Annotated in this window: 19 protein-coding genes; 12 read left to right on the forward strand and 7 right to left on the reverse strand. The window is 58.1% G+C overall.

The window, feature by feature from the left end; translation table 11 throughout:
* Positions 1–157: 157 nt before the first annotated feature.
* From BN3277_RS09875 to BN3277_RS09885, 3 genes are all read right to left on the reverse strand, one after another.
* Positions 158–1,015 carry a sugar phosphate isomerase/epimerase family protein gene (locus BN3277_RS09875; protein WP_059042172.1) on the reverse strand — a complete coding sequence of 286 codons (858 nt, stop codon included), beginning with the start codon at positions 1,013–1,015 and terminating at the stop codon, positions 158–160.
* Positions 1,016–1,547: 532 nt separating this feature from the next.
* Positions 1,548–2,426, reverse strand: coding sequence for a sugar phosphate isomerase/epimerase family protein (locus tag BN3277_RS09880; RefSeq protein ID WP_059042174.1), 879 nt, complete (start codon positions 2,424–2,426; stop codon positions 1,548–1,550).
* A 27-nt stretch (positions 2,427–2,453) separates the two neighbouring features.
* A complete protein-coding gene (locus BN3277_RS09885; RefSeq protein ID WP_059042729.1) occupies positions 2,454–3,512 on the reverse strand; it encodes a Gfo/Idh/MocA family protein in 1,059 nt (352 codons plus the stop codon).
* A gap of 142 nt (positions 3,513–3,654) precedes the next feature.
* Between BN3277_RS09885 and BN3277_RS09890 the strand changes: the two genes are divergently transcribed.
* Together BN3277_RS09890 and BN3277_RS09895 are read left to right on the forward strand one after the other, a co-directional pair.
* Positions 3,655–4,515 (forward strand): helix-turn-helix domain-containing protein, encoded by an 861-nt coding sequence (locus tag BN3277_RS09890; RefSeq protein WP_059042176.1) that lies wholly within the window; start codon positions 3,655–3,657, stop codon positions 4,513–4,515.
* Positions 4,516–4,557: 42 nt separating this feature from the next.
* Positions 4,558–6,483 carry a beta-N-acetylhexosaminidase gene (locus BN3277_RS09895; protein ID WP_059042178.1) on the forward strand — a complete coding sequence of 642 codons (1,926 nt, stop codon included), beginning with the start codon at positions 4,558–4,560 and terminating at the stop codon, positions 6,481–6,483.
* A gap of 12 nt (positions 6,484–6,495) precedes the next feature.
* Here BN3277_RS09895 and BN3277_RS09900 read toward each other — a convergent pair whose 3' ends face one another.
* Positions 6,496–7,455, reverse strand: a complete 960-nt coding sequence (locus tag BN3277_RS09900) for a helix-turn-helix transcriptional regulator (protein ID WP_059042180.1) — start codon at positions 7,453–7,455, stop codon at positions 6,496–6,498.
* Positions 7,456–7,601: 146 nt separating this feature from the next.
* Here BN3277_RS09900 and BN3277_RS09905 point away from each other — a divergent pair, with 146 nt between their 5' ends.
* The 4 genes from BN3277_RS09905 to BN3277_RS09920 all read left to right on the forward strand — a co-directional run bounded on the left by BN3277_RS09905 (position 7,602) and on the right by BN3277_RS09920 (position 10,611).
* Positions 7,602–8,024: a VOC family protein gene (locus tag BN3277_RS09905; protein WP_059042184.1), complete on the forward strand. Its 423-nt coding sequence runs from the start codon at positions 7,602–7,604 to the stop codon at positions 8,022–8,024.
* Positions 8,025–8,125: 101 nt separating this feature from the next.
* Positions 8,126–8,470, forward strand: a complete 345-nt coding sequence (locus tag BN3277_RS09910; protein WP_082691404.1) for a thioredoxin family protein — start codon at positions 8,126–8,128, stop codon at positions 8,468–8,470.
* 74 nt (positions 8,471–8,544) lie between these two features.
* Positions 8,545–9,513, forward strand: a complete 969-nt coding sequence (locus BN3277_RS09915; protein WP_059042733.1) for an AAA family ATPase — start codon at positions 8,545–8,547, stop codon at positions 9,511–9,513.
* 12 nt (positions 9,514–9,525) lie between these two features.
* Positions 9,526–10,611, forward strand: a complete 1,086-nt coding sequence (locus BN3277_RS09920) for a DUF58 domain-containing protein (protein WP_232436379.1) — start codon at positions 9,526–9,528, stop codon at positions 10,609–10,611.
* A 29-nt stretch (positions 10,612–10,640) separates the two neighbouring features.
* Here the strand turns inward: BN3277_RS09920 and BN3277_RS09925 are convergent, their stop codons facing one another.
* The 3 genes from BN3277_RS09925 to BN3277_RS09935 all read right to left on the reverse strand — a co-directional run bounded on the left by BN3277_RS09925 (position 10,641) and on the right by BN3277_RS09935 (position 13,257).
* A complete protein-coding gene (locus tag BN3277_RS09925) occupies positions 10,641–11,321 on the reverse strand; it encodes a class D sortase (protein WP_082691405.1) in 681 nt (226 codons plus the stop codon).
* Positions 11,322–12,191 (reverse strand): hypothetical protein, encoded by an 870-nt coding sequence (locus BN3277_RS09930; RefSeq protein ID WP_059042187.1) that lies wholly within the window; start codon positions 12,189–12,191, stop codon positions 11,322–11,324.
* Positions 12,192–12,333: 142 nt separating this feature from the next.
* Positions 12,334–13,257, reverse strand: a complete 924-nt coding sequence (locus BN3277_RS09935; RefSeq protein WP_059042189.1) for a GNAT family N-acetyltransferase — start codon at positions 13,255–13,257, stop codon at positions 12,334–12,336.
* A 170-nt stretch (positions 13,258–13,427) separates the two neighbouring features.
* Between BN3277_RS09935 and BN3277_RS09940 the strand changes: the two genes are divergently transcribed.
* The 6 genes from BN3277_RS09940 (at position 13,428) to BN3277_RS09965 (ending at position 19,881) form a co-directional block, all read left to right on the forward strand.
* Complete coding sequence (locus tag BN3277_RS09940) at positions 13,428–14,702, forward strand: glycosyl hydrolase family 28-related protein (RefSeq protein ID WP_059042190.1); 1,275 nt, start codon at positions 13,428–13,430, stop codon at positions 14,700–14,702.
* Between the two features lie 130 nt (positions 14,703–14,832).
* The gene (locus tag BN3277_RS09945) at positions 14,833–15,900 is read left to right on the forward strand and encodes a polysaccharide deacetylase family protein (protein WP_059042192.1); all 1,068 of its coding nucleotides are present in this window, start codon (positions 14,833–14,835) and stop codon (positions 15,898–15,900) included.
* Between the two features lie 11 nt (positions 15,901–15,911).
* Positions 15,912–16,604 carry a YveK family protein gene (locus BN3277_RS09950; RefSeq protein WP_059042194.1) on the forward strand — a complete coding sequence of 231 codons (693 nt, stop codon included), beginning with the start codon at positions 15,912–15,914 and terminating at the stop codon, positions 16,602–16,604.
* Positions 16,601–17,620, forward strand: a complete 1,020-nt coding sequence (locus tag BN3277_RS09955; RefSeq protein WP_059042196.1) for a Gfo/Idh/MocA family protein — start codon at positions 16,601–16,603, stop codon at positions 17,618–17,620. Before BN3277_RS09950 ends, BN3277_RS09955 begins: the two co-directional genes overlap by 4 nt.
* A gap of 29 nt (positions 17,621–17,649) precedes the next feature.
* A complete protein-coding gene (locus tag BN3277_RS09960; RefSeq protein WP_059042736.1) occupies positions 17,650–18,999 on the forward strand; it encodes a nucleotide sugar dehydrogenase in 1,350 nt (449 codons plus the stop codon).
* A 300-nt stretch (positions 19,000–19,299) separates the two neighbouring features.
* Positions 19,300–19,881 (forward strand): acyltransferase, encoded by a 582-nt coding sequence (locus tag BN3277_RS09965; protein WP_059042198.1) that lies wholly within the window; start codon positions 19,300–19,302, stop codon positions 19,879–19,881.
* The last annotated feature ends 7 nt before the right edge of the window (positions 19,882–19,888 follow it).

The raw sequence follows: 19,888 nt of genomic DNA on the forward strand, positions 1-19,888 counted from the left end.
ATTATCCCGTTTGCTCAGGAACTTAATCCCCCCCCCCTGATTCAAGGGGATAATGGCGCAAAGCCCCCTGGACAGCAAAGGGGGCGGGGCCGGCTAATAGCCAGCTCATAAAAAAAAGAGGTATACCAAAGTATACCTCACTGTGGATGAAATTGAGTTAGACCTCGTCCCAGATCCTCCGGACGTTGTCGAAGGCGATGCGTGTGCCCTGGCGGCAGTCTTCCATGCCTTCGTACTCGATGGAGAGGTAGCCGTCGTAGCCGGACGCTTTTACGATGCGCAGGATCTCCCACAGGTCGAGGTCGCCTTGACCGGCGATGGCTCCGCGCAGGTATTGGCCGCCCGCGCTGCGGAACCAGCCGGCACCGGGGTTGCGGTTCTCGGGCCGAACGTAGAAGTCCTTGATGTGAACCATCGAGGCGTAGCCGATGTTCTTCTTCACAGCGACGACGGGGCTCTCGTCAACGCAAACGAAGTTGCCGACGTCGAGCGTCGTTTTGTAGTTCGGCCGGTCGACGGCATGGATCACCGCCTGTACCCGGTCGCTGGCCTGCACATAGTAGCCGTGGTTCTCCAGGCTGGTCGTGATCCCATACTGCGCGGCATAATCGGCGATCTCCCGGCAGGCGTCCGCGATCCGCTGCAGGTCCTCCTGGAAACGGACGATCGAGGTGTCCGGCCGGGAGGCGACATCATGCCGCATCAGCTTGGCGCCCAGCGCATGGGCGTGGTCGACCTCGCGTTTGATGCGGGCGATCTCCGCCGCGTAAGCCTCTTCCGAGTCGACGATGAAGTTGGCGCCGATTGCATAGTTGGACACAACGATGCCGGCCTGCGTCGCGCGCTCGCGGATTTGCTCAATGAGACCCGGATCATCGTTGAAGTTAAACCCCAGCGGTACGATTTCGATATGCTCACCGCCGATGCCGGCGACCCAATCGATCACTTCAAGAAGGGTCATCGATCCGGCTTGCATCGCTTGATAGAGACTGTATGAACTGACTCCCAGTTTCATAAAAGGTCCATCTCCTTTAATGGTGGTTCTTAGCTAACGGACTCCAGAAGCGTTATATACCCGCTTTGAGGCGTTTTACATATTTAACGGACCGAGGAGACCTTATTTCGGCTGGAGCTGGTTAGATCGCCGCAGTAGAGGGTGCAATAAGGTCGCTGGAGTCCGTTACGGCGGGAAATCGCCGGGAAATAAGCAAATAAGGTCATCTGGGTCCGTTACGTGCGGCGGCGGAGAAACCGGCCGGTTCCCGTGGGGCTGCGATCGCGAGACCGGTCGATCCAGTAGCGCGGGGCGGTCCGCTAGCACGGGTGGTCCAGTAGCACATGTCGATCCAGTAGCACGAGTGGTCCAGTAGAACGCGTCGATCCAGTAGCACGAGTGGTCCAGTAGAACGCGTCGATCCAGTAGCACGAGTGGTCCGGTACACGGTCGATCCAGTAGCGCATGTCGATCCAGTAGCGCGGGGCGGTCCGGTAGGAGCGGCCGGCTCCTAGGGAGAAACCGGCCGTCTCCCGATCCCTCTGTGAGGTGACTATCCCCGAAACGACTGGATGAACTTCACTGCCTGGCGGATATCCTCCTCCGGGTTGTCGCCGACTTCGCGTTCGATCGTCAGGTAGCCGGTATAGCCGATTTCTTGCAGGGCGGCGAAGTAGGCAGGGAAGTCAACGCTTCCTGCGCCGAGCGGTACCTCCTCAAAGCCCGCCCCCGTTGCAGCCATTTCGGCGATTTTCTCGTGGCTCATCGACTCGTAGCCGAGGAAGCCATACACGTCCCGCGGATCAACCGTGCGGTGGCGGACGCCGTCCTTGACATGCGTGTGGACGATGTAATCCCGCAGCGTTTTGACGCCTTGGACGGGGTCGTCTCCCGTAACCATCACCATATTAGCCGGGTCGAAGTTGACGGAGACGCCGTTGGTGGTGAGGGTGTCCAGGAAGCTTTTCAGATGGGCCGCCGGTTCAGGTCCGGTTTCGATGGCAAAATAGGCGTTTAAGCTCTTCGCATAGACGCCCAGCTCCTCACAGGCTTGCTGCATCGCCGCGTAAATCGGGCTGTTGGTGTCCTCCGGCACGATGCCGATATGGGTGGTTACCACGTTGGTGCCCAGCTCCACTGCCAGATCGAGAATTCGCTTGGATTTTTCGATCTTGGCCGGATTGGCGGCGGCATCTTGAAATCCATGGCCGGCGAGATCGCCGCATAGGGCGGAGATTTCCAGCCCCAGGCTATCGATGTAATCGCGAAGCTCCTTGCGCTTCGGGCCGATCAGCACCGCCGGATCCATCTCGCCCGAAACCGCATAGATTTGTACGCCTTCGGCTCCTGCGGCCTTCGCTTTTTTCAAGCCTTCCTTGACGCCTACACCAAAGCTGTCGACGATAATTCCGATTTTGTTGTTCAGCTTCATTCCGTTCGCGCCTCCTTAGATTCCAAATTAGAATTGGATTTCCCGGCCTTCAGCGGCCGATTCGTAAATCGCGTTCAGGATTTTGATCATTTCCACGCCGTCCTCTACGGGGCTGATCGGCGGGATGTCATCCAGGCAGCTGGCGACGAAATGATCGATTTCGTTCTGGAACCCACCCTGGAAGTCAAACCCTGGGGAGGTGATTTGCGGATCGATGTTGATGATGGTGTTGTGGCGCTCGGTGACGATCGATAACGTAGGTTCGATTTCGGCACCACCCTTGTCGCCATAGATGTTAACGAGCGCCGAATTTTGCTTAGCATGGAGAGAGAAGCTAACGTCAACCATCAGAGAAGCGCCGTTCTCAAAACGGATTAATGCATTGGCCATATCCTCGACCGTGTTGAAAGAAGCGTCGTAATCTGCCGCTTGATAAAAGGTGAAGTTCTCGATATTCGAGCGGTTGCCCAGTTTTGTGTAAGTGTTACCGCTTACGGATTTCACCTTTGGCCGTCCCATCAGATACCAACAGAGGTCGATGACATGGACGCCGATGTCGATCAGCGGGCCGCCTCCAGAGCGGGATTTGTCGGCGAACCAGCCGCCCGGATTGCCAAGCCGCCGGATCAGGCTGGCTTTGGCGTAATAAATTTCGCCGAGGTCCCCGGCATCGATAAATTTCTTCAGCACCGCGATGTTGGAGGCATGCCGGCGTACGTAACCGACCTGCAGCAGGTTGCCCGTCCGCTCTACCGCCTGTTGCATCTGCAATGCTTCGTCCACGGAGATGCAGAGCGGTTTCTCGCAGAGGACTTGTTTACCCGCTTCCAAGGCGTCGATGCTGATGGCGGCATGGGAGTTGTTCCAGGTGCAGATGCTGACCGCCTGAACATCCGAGTTGGCTAACAGGTCACGATAATCCGTATAAACATGGGGAATGTCGTACTTGGCTGCCATGTTGCGGGCGCGCTCTTCATTTATGTCGCAGATCGCCCGGAGCTTGGCTCGCGGGTTGGCAAGGTAAGCCTGGAGGTGGAATTCCGAGATCGATCCGGCTCCAATTAGTCCGATGTTCAGTTCGCTCATCTTTGGCATGTACACCCTTTCGTTCTCCGCGCGAGTCTGCTACAATGAGAGCATTCAATCGCTAGGATATGTTTTATTTATTCAAAGTTATGTTTAGGCACCCCTAATTTAGCACAGGCATTTTAAAGGGAGAATGTTCAGGATGACAAAATATCTGGATTATATGATCAGTCCTGAGCCGATTCGATTGTTCAACCCCGCGGTGGATGCGAGCCGGCGCAAAATCCAATCGTTAGCCGTCGTTAACGCCGGTCATTTACCCGGGCGCACGATGCAACGGAACGACGCAAGGTTCCGGTATTGGGCGTTTGTGGTGATCACGGGCGGGAGCGGGTATTACCAAGCCGGCAGCGCGGACAGGCAGGAGGTCACGGCGGGCTCGTGGTTCTGCCTTTTCCCGGGCGAGACGTTTCATTACGGTCCGTACGAGAATGGACACTGGGACGAGTATTATTTCACGGTGGAAGGTTCGCGAGTTGAGGAATGGCTCGGCAGTTGGCTGCAGCACCCCGATCAGGTCCAAAAGGCGATAATCGATGATTCCATGATCAACCGGATGGAGCTGATGTTCATGTTGATCGACAGCGGCGTTCCCAGCAACCTCGATCGAGCTTCGCTGATGCTGGAGGCGTTCCTGTACGAGTTGGTGTCGCAGGCAGACCAAGCGGAGACTGGGAACCGGGGACGGTTTGTGATGAAGGTAATCGAGGACATCTCCGCTTCGCTGTATGCGAACCCGGAGCCGGAGGAGCTGGCGGCGCGGCATCATATTTCGGTCTCGACGCTGCGGCGGATCGTCCACGAATATTCGGGTTATCCGCTGAATGAATTTATTCACCGGCTGAAGGCGGCGGAGGCGAAGAACGTCCTGCTCAACACGGAAAAAAGCGTCAAAGAAATCGGCGAGGCGCTGGGGTATCAGGACACGTTTTATTTCTCGCGCGTGTTTAAGCGAATCACCGGTTTTTCGCCGCGGAGCTATCGGAGCCGGGGCGGACAGTAAGGTCTGGGCGTAGGGGTTTACACAATAGAGGAGGTTCACGGGATGAAGCTTTATTTTCAAGGAATGGATGAGGAATTGGTTTATGGTGTAAAAGAATTGGGGGCCCAGCTCGGAGTTCAGGTGGACCCGGCGGGAGTGCCGGTGGAAGTTGTACGTTTGCCTCAAGAGGCCGGGCGATTACGGGTTTCGCTTAGCGGCGGGAAAGGCCGGATTGAATACGTAGAGAAAATTCATTTCTTCCGTGCGTTGGGGTTGTTTGTGGAGCAGGCCAAGGCGTCGGAGACGTTTGATCTGACCGAGCGGCCAAGCTTTGACTACAATGGGGCGATGCTGGATGCGTCGCGCAATGCGGTGATGCGGGTGGATGCGATCAAGCAGATGCTGCGCTATATGGCGGTTATGGGCCTGAACGGGCTGATGATGTACACCGAAGACACGTATGAAGTACCGGAATTGCCTTACTTCGGCTATATGCGGGGACGGTACACTGCGGAGGAACTGCGGGAGTGCGATGATTACGCGGCATTGTTTGGCATCGAGATGATTCCGTGCATCCAGACGCTGGGGCATTTATTTCATGCGCTGAAATGGCTTTATGCCGAGCCGCTGCGGGACCATCCGGACATCGTGCTGCCGGGTGCGGCGGCAACATACGAATTCCTGGAGCAGTCGATTCGGGCGGCTGCGGCGCCGTTTCGGTCGAAGCGGATCCATATCGGCATGGACGAGGCATTCCAGGTTGGATTGGGCCGCTATTTGCGGGACAACGGCTTCCGCGACCGGTTTGAGGTAATGAACGAGCACGTTGGGCGGGTGATGGAGATCACCGGGAAGCTGGGGCTGGAACCGATGATCTGGAGCGATATGTATTTCAACCTGCTGTCGAATGATGTGCAGGGCGGGTTGTACAATATGGAGGCGGATTTTTCCACGGAAAATATGGCCAAAATCCCGGACGGTCTCCGGTTCGTTTACTGGAACTATTGGGGGACGGACGAGAACGCGTATAAAGAGGTGTTTGATAAGCATCGGTTGCTTGGATCGGAGCCGATTTTTGCGGGAGGCATTCACATGTGGAACCTGATGGCCCCGAATCACGGCAAGACATGGTCATCCATGCACCCGGCGCTGCGAGCAGCTAAGCGAAGCGGTCTTCGGGAGGTATTTGCCACCGCGTGGGGCGACAACGGGAACGAGGCGAATCATTTTGTGATCCTGCCTGGGCTGCAGTTGTTTGCGGAATACGGCTACCATGACGGCGAGGTGACGGACGAGCATCTGCAGAAGCGGCTTGCTGCCTGCACGGGACTGGATCTGTTCGGGCCACTGGAGGCGCTAAAAGGAATGGACGAAGTGCCGGAGGTCCACGAGGGCAACTATTACGGCGCCAACCCGTCGAAGTTCCTGCTCTGGCAAGATCCGCTGATCGGCTTGTTCGACAAGCATGTGGAAGGCATGGAAGGGACGCTGCCGGACTATTATGCCGGACTCGCTGAGAAATGGCGGGGTTACCGTGAAGGAGAGGGAAGCGGGTTGACGGAGCCGTTTGCCGCGATGTTTACCTTCTACGAAAAGCTCGCCGCCGCGCTGTCCGTGAAGTCAACGCTGGGCGTGACGATCAAGCGCCTTTACGACGCCGGGGACCGGGACGGGTTGCGGCGGCTTGCCGACGAGACGCTGCCGGAACTGCGCCGTCGGGTCGAGGAGCTGCGCGTGGCGCACCGGGAGTTGTGGCTGGGCACGTACAAGGCGTTTGGCTGGGAAGTGCTCGACATCCGCTACGGCGGGGTGCTGAGCCGTGCCGCCTCGGCCCGCGACCGCCTGCTGGATTACGTAAATGGCCGGGCCTCCCAACTGGAAGAGCTGGAGGCAGAACGTCTGGTGTTCAACCAGAACAACGTGTTTGGCACGCTGGATGTGAACGGCTTGTACCATCAGATCGCGACGGCAGGCTCGCTATCGATGTAATCGAACCGGCGTTTAAGAATACTTCTTCAACAGTTCATCTAATGTCCGCTTGAGCGAATTCAACAGCTCCGGCGGTTCAAGGACGGTAACCTCCTGACCAAGGCCGATAAAGAACGTCGCGAGGTACGGAACCTCGCTGGCTGGGATCGGTCCCTTCAGCAAGCCCGAGCCGTCCTCGCGGACGTGCAGCTCCAGGCGGCGGTGGATGAGCTGGCCTTCACACGCCTCGACGCCCAGCCGGGTGAGCTCGACCGCGCAGTCGACCAGCACCGGCTTGCTGCTGTGGTGCTCCTCCCAGTTGCCGAGGTGGATGTGGCGCAGGTCGAGCGGGACCGGGGCGTCGGGTCCCTCGGCAATCTCGGCCGAGGTGATGCGGTCGCAGCGGAACAAGCGGAAATCGCGGCGCTCGAAGCAGTAGGCCGGGCAATACCATAAGCCGCCGCTGGCGAAGATGCCAACCGGTTGGATCTGACGGCAGGTGGAGACGCTGCGGCGCGATTCGTAGTGGATGCGGAGGACTTGCTGCTGAATAGCGCCTTCCAGCAGCAGGCTTAAATACGGGAAGGCGGATTGCCGCGTCGGGGTGACGAAGTCGACGCGATTTTTCATTTGGTCGATGCGGTCCCGCACATCGCTGGACATATAGTGATAGAACTTGCCGAGCGCGGAGGAGGCTTCCGTTTCAAACGGAAGGAACTCGTAATGGCGCAAGGCGTGGCTGGCGAAGAAGATCGACACCGCCTCTTCCTCGGTAAAGGCAATTGGCGGCAGGACCCGCTCGTTTAGCACCTGGTATCCACCGTGCGGACCAACCTCGGAATACAGGGGCACACCAAGCTCGCTAAGCTCCTGGAGGTCTCGAAGAATCGTACGGGAGGAGACACCAAATTCATCAGCCAACTCCTTGACGGTGAATTTCCGTTTGCGGTTAACGGTCATCATCAGCTCCATGAGCCGTTTTGATTTGGACATGGTTTCGTAGCTCCGTTCAAATTTTTTTATTTATGACAATAGTTGTCACTATTATGGGCTACACTGAGTACAAAGTCCAGCGAAGCGGACTTGAGCCTGTGCCACTGCGTGCAGGAAACTGATGAGGATAAAGGAGCGGATTAAGCATGATTTTATTAGCGAGCCCATTGATTGCGATGAATGGAGAAGCGGCGGAGGCGATTGCCTTCTATGAACAAGCGCTGGAGGCCAAGGTGGTCTTCAAACAGACATTCGGCGAAATACCAGATCCCAAGGAGCCGATGAGCGAAGGGATGAAGAAACGCATCAACCACTCGGTATTGAAGTTGGGAGACGCCGAAATGTATGTATCGGATAAATTACCGGGCGAGTCGCACAGTGTCGGCAACCAGGTGACCGTATGTCTCACGGTGGATACGGTGGAGCACGCCCAGCGGTTATTCGATGGCCTGAAGCAAGGGGGAGAGGTGCAGCGGCCGCTCCAGCCCATTTACTTCAGCCCGGCGTACGGCATCGTCACCGACAAGTTTGGCGTCACCTTTTACGTGTTTACAAAACGCCCGGCGTAAAGCCGGTTTCTAGGGCGGCCTTTTCGCTTTTTTGGCGAAAGGGCCGTTTTCCTATGCTATGATAGAAGGTAGGAAACGGACTGACAAGGAGGTGGGAGCCCATGCCCCTACGCGAAATCACCGAGCAGGAATGGCTGACACAAATGGAGAAGAAGGTGGAGACCACGCAGGCGCAGGCGGAGACGGAGACCCGCCGGGAGGCGTTATTCTTCGTAACAACCCTCTGCGGGACTTGCCAATTGGCGGAAAAGATGCTGGAGATCGTCCTGGCGTCCGGCTCCTGCATTCCGGTGTCCAAGCTAAATATCAACTATACCCCGAAGCTGCGGGAACGGTGGCGGATCGCCAGCGTCCCCTGTCTGATCGTGCTGCAAGACGGCGAGCCGATCCGGCAGGAATACGCCATGCGTTCGGTGGTGGACTTAAGCGAGTGGCTTCGGGCCTGATCGCTTTAGCCAACAACAAAAAGGAAAGCGGTAACAAATGGACTTCTAATTTTGCGATGAAGGTGGTTTTTCCTATGGAACTGCGGAAAGCGGTAGAGATAATCGGGCGGATTCGCGCCAATATCGGCGAGGTGGTGGTCGGGAAAGAGGATGTGGTTGATCTCCTGCTCGCCGCCTTGCTCGGAAACGGACATGTGCTGCTGGAGGACGTGCCGGGTACTGGGAAAACACTCCTGGCCAAGGCGTTGGCCAAGTCGCTCGGCGGTGATTTTAAGCGGATTCAGTTTACGCCGGACTTGCTGCCTTCGGATTTGAGCGGCATTAACTTCTATAACCAAAAAACCGGAGAATTCGAGTTTCGCTCCGGACCGGTGTTTACCCATGTCCTGCTGGCGGACGAGATCAACCGGGCGACGCCGCGGACGCAGTCCAGCTTGTTGGAGTGTATGGAAGAACGGCAGGTGACCATCGACGGGGTGACGCAGGAGCTGGCGGCGCCTTTCTTGGTGATGGCTACGCAAAACCCGGTCGATCAGCAAGGGACGTTCCCGCTTCCGGAGGCCCAGTTGGACCGCTTCCTGATGCGGATCGCCATGGGATATCCGACGTCCGACGAGGGCGTATCCATTCTGCGGCGCTTCAAGGAGCGCCAGCCGCTGGCGGAGCTCCGCCCGGCCGCCTCAGCCTCAGAAGTGGCGGAAGCGCAGCGGTTCGCCCAGTCCGTCCGCGTGGAGGAGGACCTGCTTGCTTACATCGTAGCGATCACCGAGGCGACCCGCAAGCACCCGGAGGTCAAGCTGGGGGCGAGCCCGCGGGCGAGCATGAGCCTGCTCCGCGCCTCGCAGGGGTATGCGCTGGTGCGAGGCCGCGATTATGTGACGCCGGACGATATCAAGGCGGTGGCCGCACCCGTGCTGGCGCATCGGCTGCTTCTGCGTCACGGACTGCGCGGCGCGGATCAACCCGGCGCCGAGGTGGTGCGCCAAGCGCTCGAGCAGGTGGAGGTCCCGGCGGAGACGGTGCCTGCGGCAAAGGGGAATTAGGGGGACTAACCGATGTCAATGCAGCTTCCATGGTTACTTGTCAGCGCCGCGCTGATCCTCATGTCGCTGGCGTTGGTTTACCGCTGGCGGGCGCTTAAAGGAATTAGCTACCGACGTTATTTCACCGAACAGGCGGTGTTCGAAGGGGATACCGTCGAAATGGTCGAGGTGATCTCCAACGCTAAGCTGCTGCCGCTGCCGTGGCTGCGGCTGGAATCGAGTATTGCCGCCGGCTTAACGTTCGGGCGGCAGAGCAACTTGAATATCCATGCCGGGGAGATTTATCAGAACCACAGCAGCTTGTTTTACCTGCGGTCGTACCGGCAAATCACCCGGCGTCATGAGGTGGTCTGCTCGCGCCGGGGACAGTACCGGCTGGAATCGGCTACGATGACGACGGGCGACCCGCTGGGGCTGAATGCCGAGGTCAAGCAATTCCCTCTGGATCTCGAGCTCTTGGTGTACCCGCGGATTCTGGAGCTGCAGGAGCTGCCGCTGCCGAACCACAGTTGGCTGGGGGAGCTGCCCGTCCGGCGTTGGATCGTAGAGGATCCGTTCCTGACGGCGGGCATTCGTGAATACCGGCCCGGCGACCCGCTCGGCAACATCAACTGGAAGGCAACGGCCCGTACCGGGGAGCTGCAGGTACATAAACGCGATTACACGGCCGACCATCGGCTGATGATCTGCCTGAACCTGGAGACCAGCGATTCGATGTGGAGAACGGTGATCGAACCGGAGCGTATCGAGCTGGGGATCCGTTATGCGGCAACCGTGGCCGAGCATGCGCTGCGCAGCGGCTTGGCGGCGGGATTCGCTTGCAATGCGCGCCTGGCCGACGGGCCAAAGGATCCGATTCGCATCGAGCCGCATGCCTCCTCCGATCAGCTTACGCTGCTGCTGGAGACGTTGGCTCGGATGGTGCTGGACAAAACCGCTTCAATGATCCGGATGCTGGAAATCGAACTGGAGGCGGGGACAACCGATACCGATTACCTGATCATTTCCTGCCATCGCGGCGAGAAGCTGGTGGAAACCGCCGAGCTGCTGCGGCAAAACGGCAACGGCGTGGAATGGATGGAGATTCCCGCGTTTTAAATAGCCAGACATAGAAGAAGAAGCGCCGGTCAGGAATCCGGCGCTTCTTCTATTAATTTTGCCGTAAGCAGCAATCGTTCCGGGGCAGGCCCGACATAGGTGAACGGGTAGCAGGTAATCAAGGTGAGTATCGGCTCTGTGGAGGCCTGGACGGCATCGGCGTTGTCCGCGTCGACGATTCTCCGACCCGTCACCTCATAGGTGAAGTGCCCGGAGGTCGTTTCCACCTCGATGCGGTCGCCTGCTTTCAGCTTGCCTAGGCTCCGAAAGACGGTATCCCGATGGCCGGCGAGTACGCTGTTACCGTCATCGCCGGGGAGCGGGCTGCCGGGAACATGCCCGGCTCCCAGCTTAAGCGGCTCGTACCCCGTCCCTTCTAGAATCGCATAACGCTGATCGAGAGAAGGGAAGGCGATTTTGCCGAGAAGCTCGCCGTCCGCCACCGTCTGGACAGGCAACGCGGATTCTCCTCCGCCGCCCGTCTGCCGAAGCTTTCCGGCTAAGGCCGGGGAAAGCGGGTTTTCGTCCGCTGCCCGCTTCGCATTGCCATCTTCCGTTTCCCGCTGCAGCTCATCCCATTGCCGCAGGGCTTGCTGCGCCTCCAACGGGCCGCGGATCGCCTGGTACGTGGAGAAGCCCAAGACGACCAGGGAACCGGTAAACACCAGCCATGCAGCCATTCGCAGTAACGAACGTTTAGACCGCATCATTTATTCCCGTCCGGATTTACGGAGGAACATGCCGGTGCCAACCGTGGCGAACAAGCTGATCAGAATGAGGTTGAACCACGGATTCGCCGTTTTAGGCAACTCCCCGATCATGCCGGGCCCACCGTCCCCTGGGCCCGGTCCTGGTTCCGGGTCCACCGGCGGCTGCGGTTGCTCCTGCTGCGGCGGGAGAGCGGGGTCCTCCGGTTGTTCCGGCGTAGAGATATCAGGCTCTTCCCCGGAAGGGTTGCCCGGTGGCTCCTCGGTGGGTTGGCCCGGATTCGTTCCAGGGTTTCCTGGAGGGGTTCCTCCGTTGTCCGGCGTCGGATCATTGGGCTGGGATGGCCCGTCGCCCGGAGGATTGGAGCCGCCGCCCCCGCCGTTTGAAGGCTCCTCAGCATAGGCGGAGAAGGCGAAGGCAATCGTCGCCGTTTTGCCTTGATACTCGTTGCCGGCCTCCTCCGGAAAAATAACGCTTAAATCCAATTCGTTCTCCCCGCCTGCCGCAAGGCGGCCCAAGGCGATATCCTGCTGTTCCAGATGCAATGCGCCGTCATAGATGACGGTATCCCCATCTTTCACCGTTAACTGAAGGACATCAAAAAACGTCGTGTCCCCCGCGACAAAACGCGTCCGCACTTTGTAATCGAAGGCAACGCTGCCATCATTGGCGACCGTAAATGACCGCTCGACCCGATCCCCGGGTTTTAAATTGTCCATTGGAAGCTCGCTGCTTAATTCCGTTCCGATCCGCAGCTTCAGGGTATCTGCGGCGTTGGCCTGTCCGGCATGCCATACCACCCCGGCTAAGATGGAAGCGGCGTAAATCGCCATGGCGTATTTGCGGTAGCCCCGATTCCTCACCCTTTTCAATAGTCCCCATCCTTTCCTTTCCCTAGCGAATTTGCCCCTTAGCCATTCGCTGACACGTTCGTTATAACGAACCGTTACTTATGTCTATTATATCTAATTTTTATTAAATGGGAAGGGGGAAATCGGGTGGACTTTGAGTTCCTTATGTGCGAAGAGTGCCCCGGACAAACCGCAACCAATCGCGCCCCGCGCGAAAAATCTCTTTTACCCCCGGAGGCCGGACAAGATAGTAGGGCGTGACCTGGCCGCCCCAATTGATTTTGGAGTAGGCGACGGTCGGAAGGTTGGCCCCGGCAAAGTCGAATTCGGCAAAGCCGGCGTCCGACAGGTCCTGGAGGGCGAAGCTTTGTGATTGTTGAACCACGCCTCGGTTTAAATGTTCCGTTTTGCTGCCTGCAACCCAGCCGAAGGCGCGCCGGTTGTCCAGGGCAACCACCACGCTGGCGCTGACCGGTTCTCCCGTTGGCGCATAACAGACGTAGGCGCGGAAGGCTTGATCTCCAAGCAGATCCTGGGCCAGCTCAAGATCCTGCAGGGTGAGCTGGTGGCTGAAACCCTGCCTCGATTCCGTGCCTTGCAGGCACGGATGCACCTCGGACATCTTTCGCGACAACGCCGTCCGGTAGCCGGCGGCGGTCGCTTTTTTGATTTTCGCACGGATCTCCGTGCTGGCTTGATCCAGAGTATAGGGGAGCTCCACAACGTACGTGTATTTCACCTCCGCTTTAAACCCGCTCCACAAAAAGGGACGGATGTCGGCGATCTCGGGCGGGAATACGAAGCTGGCGCTGCACTGGGCCTTCCGTAAATCCGGGATTATCACCTTGGCGGTTTCATGCCATTGCCGGTTTAGCTTATAAGGTTTATCCGTTGGCGTTGGATGGAAAGCGAAGGGGTGGTAAGGATTCAAAGGCGGCAAGTACAAGTGGCCTTTCCGGTTGAAGAAAAACAGGCTCTCCCCCCGCGCCGGCGAATTGGGGGCTTCCCAACGGACGAAACGTGCGCTGCAGCCCCATTTTCGAGTATGGAATTCCGCCCATTTTTCCCATAAATCGCGATTGTTCATAGGATTACCTCGGGTTTCTTTTTAAGGCATACCGCGCCTCATTGCCAGACTATGATCTTGTCCCCCCGAATATGCGCAAAGACGTGCGTGTGCGGATCAAGGCACATGCCGCTCCCTCTGGGGAGACTTGGCATTATATATAAGCAAACGAACGAATAGGAGGGAAGACCATGATATCGGTAGCGAATTTCGGGGCGAAGGGCAACGGAGTGACGGACGATACCGCGGCGATTCAGCGAGCGCTCAATCAGGCCGCGGCAACCGGAGATACCGTTTATTTTCCCAAAGGGGTTTACCTGGTTAATCCGGCCAAGACGCTGAAGGTTGGCGGCAATACCACGATCAAGGGTGACGGCCGAAGCTCGGTCATTCGCGCATCGTCCAGCAGCTTTGGCTGGGAACTGATGCGGGTGACGGGCAAAGACATCCTGTTAACCGGCCTTGTCCTTGACGGCAACCGGCGGGTGAATCGGGTGCTGACGATTGCCGGGGGCAGTGTGCGAGTGACGGTTCAAGGGCTGCTCGTTCAAGGAGCCACGCATAGCAATGATCGCCGCAGCGACTATTACGCGGGTGTTGTGTCCGGCATCGTGGTGCTCGGCAATACCGAGTCGATAGCCATTCAGGGCTCGGAGATCGCGGATGTTGTCGCTCAAAACGGGGGCGGAATCGGCCTTGTCGCCCGGGGGATTTACGTCACAACCACCTGGGGGAGCAAGGAGCGGGCTGCAGTCAAGGTATCCATTACGGGATGCACGATTCATCATATCGGCCCGGCCGACGACGGTGACGGCATTTATTATGAAGACCCGGCGATGGAAGAGAATTGCGGGACGGGGGTCGGCAGTCTGATCGTGGGTAACCGCTTCGATTATTGCGCCAAGCGGGCGATCAAAGTGTTTGCCAAAGGGGTCACGATACGCGGCAATTCGATCAACAATCCTTACCGGAGCAATAACACCTATATGGGCGTGGAAAAAGGCCGACGGGCACCGGACATGTACGCGGCAATCAGCATTTACGGAGGCGATAACGTTGTGGAGGGCAATCAAATTGCCGGCAGCGGCAGCTTCTACGCGGCCATCGAGGTCGGGGCCGGGGCATCCGTCGATAACGTAGTTATTCAAGGCAACTCCATCGTGATGGGCAGTCAAAGCGAGATCAAGGGGACAACGGCGATTCGCCTAGGGAATATCCGCGATTTTGTGATTGGAGGCAACGACCTGCAAAACGGCGAGCGCGGAATCTGGACCTGGCAAAACGCCGAAAACGGCCGCATCGAAAACAACGCCATCCGCATGCCGCGGGGCGGCGGGATCGACTTGACGACGTATCTGCGGGGGTACACGCAAAAAAACATTCGCTGCACGGGGAACCGAATTACAGCCGGCTCCTATAAAGTGAACACCTCCTCGTTAACCAATTCGAACATAGTCGTTCAATAGGGATTGTATATGAGATCAATTTTTCAAATTTATACTACTAATTTGGCAGAATCCTGAATATAAGACTATATAGCAATCAACTTAGTAGACGGTAGAAGCCACAGCTTGACCCGAAAAGAGGTGAGTTCATTTGGCGGAGGAAGCGGGAATTTTGGTTGTATCGATTGACTTCGAGCTATATTGGGGCGTCCGGGATCTTTATACCAAGGCGGAGTATGGGGCGAAATGGTTGCGAGAAAGGGAATGGATCCCCCACATACTAGAGTTATTCCGGGCGTCCGGCGTTCACGCAACTTGGGCGACGGTGGGGCTGCTGTTTTTTGCGGACCGGCGCGAGCTGCTGGCAGGCTTGCCGGCGCTTCAACCGAGTTACGACGATCCCGGGCTCTCGCCCTACGGAGAGATTAATTCCGGCTCTGTTGGAGACGGAGAGGAAGAGGACCCCAGCTCCTTTGCACCAACGCTGATTGAGCAAATCCGTCAAACCCCGGGTCAAGCGATCGGCTCGCATACGTTTTCGCACTTTTATTGCATGGAGAAGGGGCAGTCCGTTGACGAGTTTTACAGTGATCTGCAGGCGGCGGTAGCCGCAGCGGAACTACGGGGAATCCCCCTTCAAAGCCTGGTGCTCCCGCGCAACCAGCTGCGCCGCCAGTATATGCGCAGATTGCCGGAGCTTGGGTTTAAGACGTATCGGGGAAATCCTCGCCATTCGCTGTACCGCGGCGGCTATTCCGTGTCCGATCACTTTCTGCGCCGGGCGCTGCGGCTGGCCGACAGCTACCTGAACCTGACGGGGCATCACACCTACCCGGTGGACTCAATCTCGTCCAGGCTTCCGATCGATCTGCCAGCCAGCTTCTTTTTTCGGACGCCTCCCGAACCGCTCCGGCGGCTGGAGCCGCTTCGGCTGAAGCGCATCAAGGATGGCATGACTCAGGCCGCCCGGCAGGGACAGGTGTACCATCTCTGGCTTCATCCCTACAACGCGGCGGAGGCGGAGGCCTTTCGCTCGCTGGAAGAAGTCGTGCGTCACTACCGTTATTTGGCCGAACGATACGGAATGATCAGCTTGAATATGGAGGAGCTTGGCGAGCGAGTTTTGGCGGGGTCGGAGAACCAGGCAGCGGTCATACCGACGGAATCTGAGGAAAAGGAAATTGCCGAGAACCGAAGCTTGCAGGCATTAATCGAATGAGGTGAACAACTATGGATATGGTAGCCGTTTGGAACGCCGTCCGTCGGCATATTCTCGCATTTTCTATCGTTCTGGCGACTTGCGTCGGACTGGCTGTGCTTTTGAACGAAGTGGTGACTCCCTCCTACCGGGCTAACGTAAGTCTGGTCGCCAATATCGCGTCGAATCCGGGATCGAGTACCTACAACGAGTTCTTGGCCAGCCAGATGTTGACCAAAACCTATGAGGATACGATCCAAAGCCGCTATATCGCTACGGAAGTCAAAAGGAAGGTCCCCACCCCAGACACGGTCATTCAAATGCTAAAAAAGGTGAAGGTTCGCACCGATCCCGGAACGTTGGTCATTATGCTGTCCTATACGGGAGACGAGCCGAAGCAGGCGGTTCAGATCGCGAATGCCTTTGCCGATACGTTTATCGCCAAATCGAAGGAGATCGTGGACGGCGCCAACGTCTCCATTTTGGATTACGCCAGCCTGGAGGAGACCCAGAAACCGGTCAGCCCTCGCAAAGCGCTCAACCTCGCGCTCGCTGCCTTCGTGGGCCTGTTCGCGGGACTCAGCCTGGCGCTGATCCGGGATGCCCGGCACCTGCGCAACAAGAAAAACCGCCAGGCGCGGCGGCATCTGCCGGAGGATTACTCGGAGCTTGGCGACGCCCTGGTCCGGATCGAGAAGAAATATCAAGGGAGGGCGGTCAAATGATGAATTTCGCCATCGCGGGCTGCGGGCATATTGCCTACAAGCATATCGACGCGATTGAAAAAACGGAAGGAGCCCGCCTTGTAGCTCTATGCGACCCGAACCCGGACCGGCTGGCGGAGCTGCAGGTGATCACGCCAGCCGCGTCATATCCGGATCTCGGCACGATGCTGGCACATCAGCCGGATATTGACGCCGTCTGCATCTGCGCGCCCAGCGGACTGCACGGGGCGCTGGCGCTCGAGGCGCTCCGGGCGGGCAAGCATCTCGTGCTGGAGAAGCCGGTGACGCTGGATCTGAGGGAGGCGGAGCAGCTGCGCCAAGCCGTTCGCTTAAGCGGCGTAAAGGCGACGGTGGTTCACCCGAATCGGTACCGTCCGGCGATGCGGGTGCTCCAGGCGGCGCTGGCGGAGCAGCGATTCGGCAAGCTGAGCCACGTCAACATGACCGTGCGCTGGAATCGCAGCCAAGCCTATTACGACCAAGCGGCTTGGCGCGGCACGAAGGCGATGGACGGCGGTGTGCTGCTCAATCAAGCGATCCACGGCCTGGACTTGCTGCAATGGCTGTTTGGCCCGGTTGCGGAGGTCAAATCGCTGACGGCGACGAGACTGAAGCGGATCGAGGCGGAGGATGTAGCGATTGCGGCGATCCGGCTGGACAGCGGCGCATTAGGCGTGATCGAGGCGGCCACCACGGTGTACGGACATAACCTGGAGGAGAGCCTCTCTGTATTCGGCGAGGAAGGTTATGCCGTGATCGGCGGCAAGACGGCCAACTGGATCCGCCATTGGGTCTGCGCTTCGATGTCGCGGGAAGAAACGGAAGCGCTGATTCGCAGCGTGGACAAGGATCCCTACGGCGTACCGGGGCATCAATGCATCATCGCCGATCTCGTCCAAGCCGTTCAGGAGGACCGGGAACCGGAAATCACGCTGGAGGACGGCATACGCGCCGTGAAGCTGGCGCTGGACATGACCGGCGGGGGGAGCGGTGAACCTGCTCATACCCTCGGATAGGAAGGAGACGAGACGTTATGCATAGCGGAATGCAGAGTCAATGGATACCGGAGACGGAAGGCTCCGGGAACGAGCAAGCCGGGCTGCTGCGCAAGCTCAAGGACAAAACCGCGGTGATCGGCGTGATTGGGCTAGGGTATGTGGGGCTGCCGCTGGCCGTCGAAAAGGCGAAAGCCGGCTACCGCGTCATCGGATTTGACGTGCAGAGCCGGAAGATCGAGATGCTAAACCGCGGTCATAACTACATAGGGGACGTCGTGGATGAGGATTTGCGCGGCATGGTGGAGGACGGACGGCTGCGGGCGACCGCGGAGTATGCGTTTTTGCGCGAGGTAGATGCCGTGGCGATCTGCGTGCCAACGCCGCTGGATATTTATCAGCAGCCGGATACGAGCTACGTAGAGAATTCCACGCGGGAAATCGCTCGGTTTCTGCACCCGGGGATGCTGGTCGTGCTGGAGAGCACCACCTACCCCGGGACGACGGAGGAGTTGGTGCGGCCGATCCTGGAAGCGACGGGACTGCGCTGCGGGGTTGATTTTTTTCTGGCGTATTCCCCGGAACGGGTGGATCCCGGCAACAAAACCTACAACACGAAAAACACGCCCAAAGTGGTGGGCGGCGTCACGCCGGCATGCTCGAAGGTGGCCGAGGCATTGTATCGCCAGGTCCTGAACGGCGACGTGCACGTGGTATCCAGTCCGGCGGTGGCGGAAATGGAGAAGATTTATGAGAACACGTTCCGTCATATCAACATCGCCTTAGCCAATGAGATGGCCGTTCTCTGCAGCCGGATGGGGATTAACGTGTGGGAAGTCATCGATGCAGCAAAGTCCAAGCCCTATGGGTTTATGGCTTTTTATCCGGGGCCGGGGCTAGGCGGGCATTGTATCCCGGTTGATCCGTTTTACCTGACCTGGAAAGCGCGGGAGTACGGGTATCATACCCGACTGATCGAGTTGGCGGGGGAGATCAATAATGCGATGCCGGAGTTCGTGGTACGGCGGATCGGCGATATCTTAAACGGCGACCGTAAGTCGCTGAGCGGTTCGACCGTCTATTTGCTGGGTGTCGCGTACAAAAAAGACATCGACGATTACCGCGAATCGCCGGTGCTGAAAATGATCGGACTGCTGGAGGAGCGCGGCGCCACCGTATGGACGAGTGACACGCATATTGCGGAGTTCAAACATCAGGGCCTCGCTTATACGTGCGAGGAACTGACCGAGCAGCGGCTGAGGGACGCCGATATTGCGGTCATCACAACCGATCATTCGGGCTTTGACTACGAACTGATCGGGCGCGCCAGCGGCTGCCTGCTTGACACTCGAAACGCCATGAGGGAGCAGGTCAAGCCGGAGCGGTATTACTTGCTGTAGCGATTGGCCCGTGTCATATGGCTTGCGGCCAGCGGGTGGGCTCGGGCGGCAGGCGGTGCATCGACGTCTCTCCGGCCTCTGGCGCAAATGTTGTATTTATTGCATCATTTGGACTCCAAATGGCGGGTGGCGCGCGGAAATGTTGCACTTCCTGCAACATTTATGCTCCAAATCGGGTTGGAGCCGCCCAATTGTTGTACTTATTGCAACATTTCCGGCCAACGCAGCTCATTTTGTCGCTAAATGTTGCACCTTTTACAACAAATCTCACCCAATTTACCTTAAGAGGAGCTAACAAACATGGATGGATCGATTCATGAAACCGCGGTTGTGGATCCGGGAGCGCAGGTTGGGGAAGGGACGAGAATTTGGCATTTTACTCATGTGTCGTCAGACGCGGTTATCGGCAGCCGGTGCAGCTTGGGGCAAAACGTCTATATCGCCAATCGCGTTCGCATCGGCAACGGGGTGAAGATCCAAAATAACGTCTCCGTCTACGAAGGCGTTATTTTGGAGGACGAGGTGTTTTGCGGGCCAAGCATGGTCTTTACCAATGTGCGGACTCCGCGCGCGGCGTTTCCACGTAACCGCAGCGAGGATTATCTCAAGACGCGGGTGGGGCGCGGCGCGTCGATCGGGGCGAACGCCACCATCGTCTGCGGGATCACGATCGGCGAATGGGCCTTGATCGCGGCCGGGGCCGTCGTCACCCGCGATGTGCAGCCCTACGCGCTGATCGCCGGGGTGCCCGGGCGGCGCATCGGCTGGGTGTGCCGCTGCGGGAAGACGCTGGGCTTTAGCGGCGGGGCCGGACAATGCAGCGACTGCGGCCGGGAATACCGGCTGGAGCAGGACGTCGTAGCGATCATGAAGGAAGGGTGAGTGAACG

It is taken from the genome of Paenibacillus rubinfantis (assembly GCF_001486505.1).
Classification (GTDB): Bacteria; Bacillota; Bacilli; order Paenibacillales; family Paenibacillaceae; genus Fontibacillus; species Fontibacillus rubinfantis.

What these genes read in the sequence shown, in the direction of transcription:
- BN3277_RS09875 (WP_059042172.1), bottom strand. Translation starts at nt 1,015, where the DNA reads ATGAAACTGGGAGTCAGTTCATACAGTCTCTATCAAGCGATGCAAGCC.
- BN3277_RS09880 (WP_059042174.1), bottom strand. Translation starts at nt 2,426, where the DNA reads ATGAAGCTGAACAACAAAATCGGAATTATCGTCGACAGCTTTGGTGTA.
- BN3277_RS09885 (WP_059042729.1), bottom strand. Translation starts at nt 3,512, where the DNA reads ATGAGCGAACTGAACATCGGACTAATTGGAGCCGGATCGATCTCGGAA.
- BN3277_RS09890 (WP_059042176.1), top strand. Translation starts at nt 3,655, where the DNA reads ATGACAAAATATCTGGATTATATGATCAGTCCTGAGCCGATTCGATTG.
- BN3277_RS09895 (WP_059042178.1), top strand. Translation starts at nt 4,558, where the DNA reads ATGAAGCTTTATTTTCAAGGAATGGATGAGGAATTGGTTTATGGTGTA.
- BN3277_RS09900 (WP_059042180.1), bottom strand. Translation starts at nt 7,455, where the DNA reads ATGTCCAAATCAAAACGGCTCATGGAGCTGATGATGACCGTTAACCGC.
- BN3277_RS09905 (WP_059042184.1), top strand. Translation starts at nt 7,602, where the DNA reads ATGATTTTATTAGCGAGCCCATTGATTGCGATGAATGGAGAAGCGGCG.
- BN3277_RS09910 (WP_082691404.1), top strand. Translation starts at nt 8,126, where the DNA reads ATGCCCCTACGCGAAATCACCGAGCAGGAATGGCTGACACAAATGGAG.
- BN3277_RS09915 (WP_059042733.1), top strand. Translation starts at nt 8,545, where the DNA reads ATGGAACTGCGGAAAGCGGTAGAGATAATCGGGCGGATTCGCGCCAAT.
- BN3277_RS09920 (WP_232436379.1), top strand. Translation starts at nt 9,526, where the DNA reads ATGTCAATGCAGCTTCCATGGTTACTTGTCAGCGCCGCGCTGATCCTC.
- BN3277_RS09925 (WP_082691405.1), bottom strand. Translation starts at nt 11,321, where the DNA reads ATGATGCGGTCTAAACGTTCGTTACTGCGAATGGCTGCATGGCTGGTG.
- BN3277_RS09935 (WP_059042189.1), bottom strand. Translation starts at nt 13,257, where the DNA reads ATGAACAATCGCGATTTATGGGAAAAATGGGCGGAATTCCATACTCGA.
- BN3277_RS09940 (WP_059042190.1), top strand. Translation starts at nt 13,428, where the DNA reads ATGATATCGGTAGCGAATTTCGGGGCGAAGGGCAACGGAGTGACGGAC.
- BN3277_RS09950 (WP_059042194.1), top strand. Translation starts at nt 15,912, where the DNA reads ATGGATATGGTAGCCGTTTGGAACGCCGTCCGTCGGCATATTCTCGCA.
- BN3277_RS09955 (WP_059042196.1), top strand. Translation starts at nt 16,601, where the DNA reads ATGATGAATTTCGCCATCGCGGGCTGCGGGCATATTGCCTACAAGCAT.
- BN3277_RS09960 (WP_059042736.1), top strand. Translation starts at nt 17,650, where the DNA reads ATGCAGAGTCAATGGATACCGGAGACGGAAGGCTCCGGGAACGAGCAA.
- BN3277_RS09965 (WP_059042198.1), top strand. Translation starts at nt 19,300, where the DNA reads ATGGATGGATCGATTCATGAAACCGCGGTTGTGGATCCGGGAGCGCAG.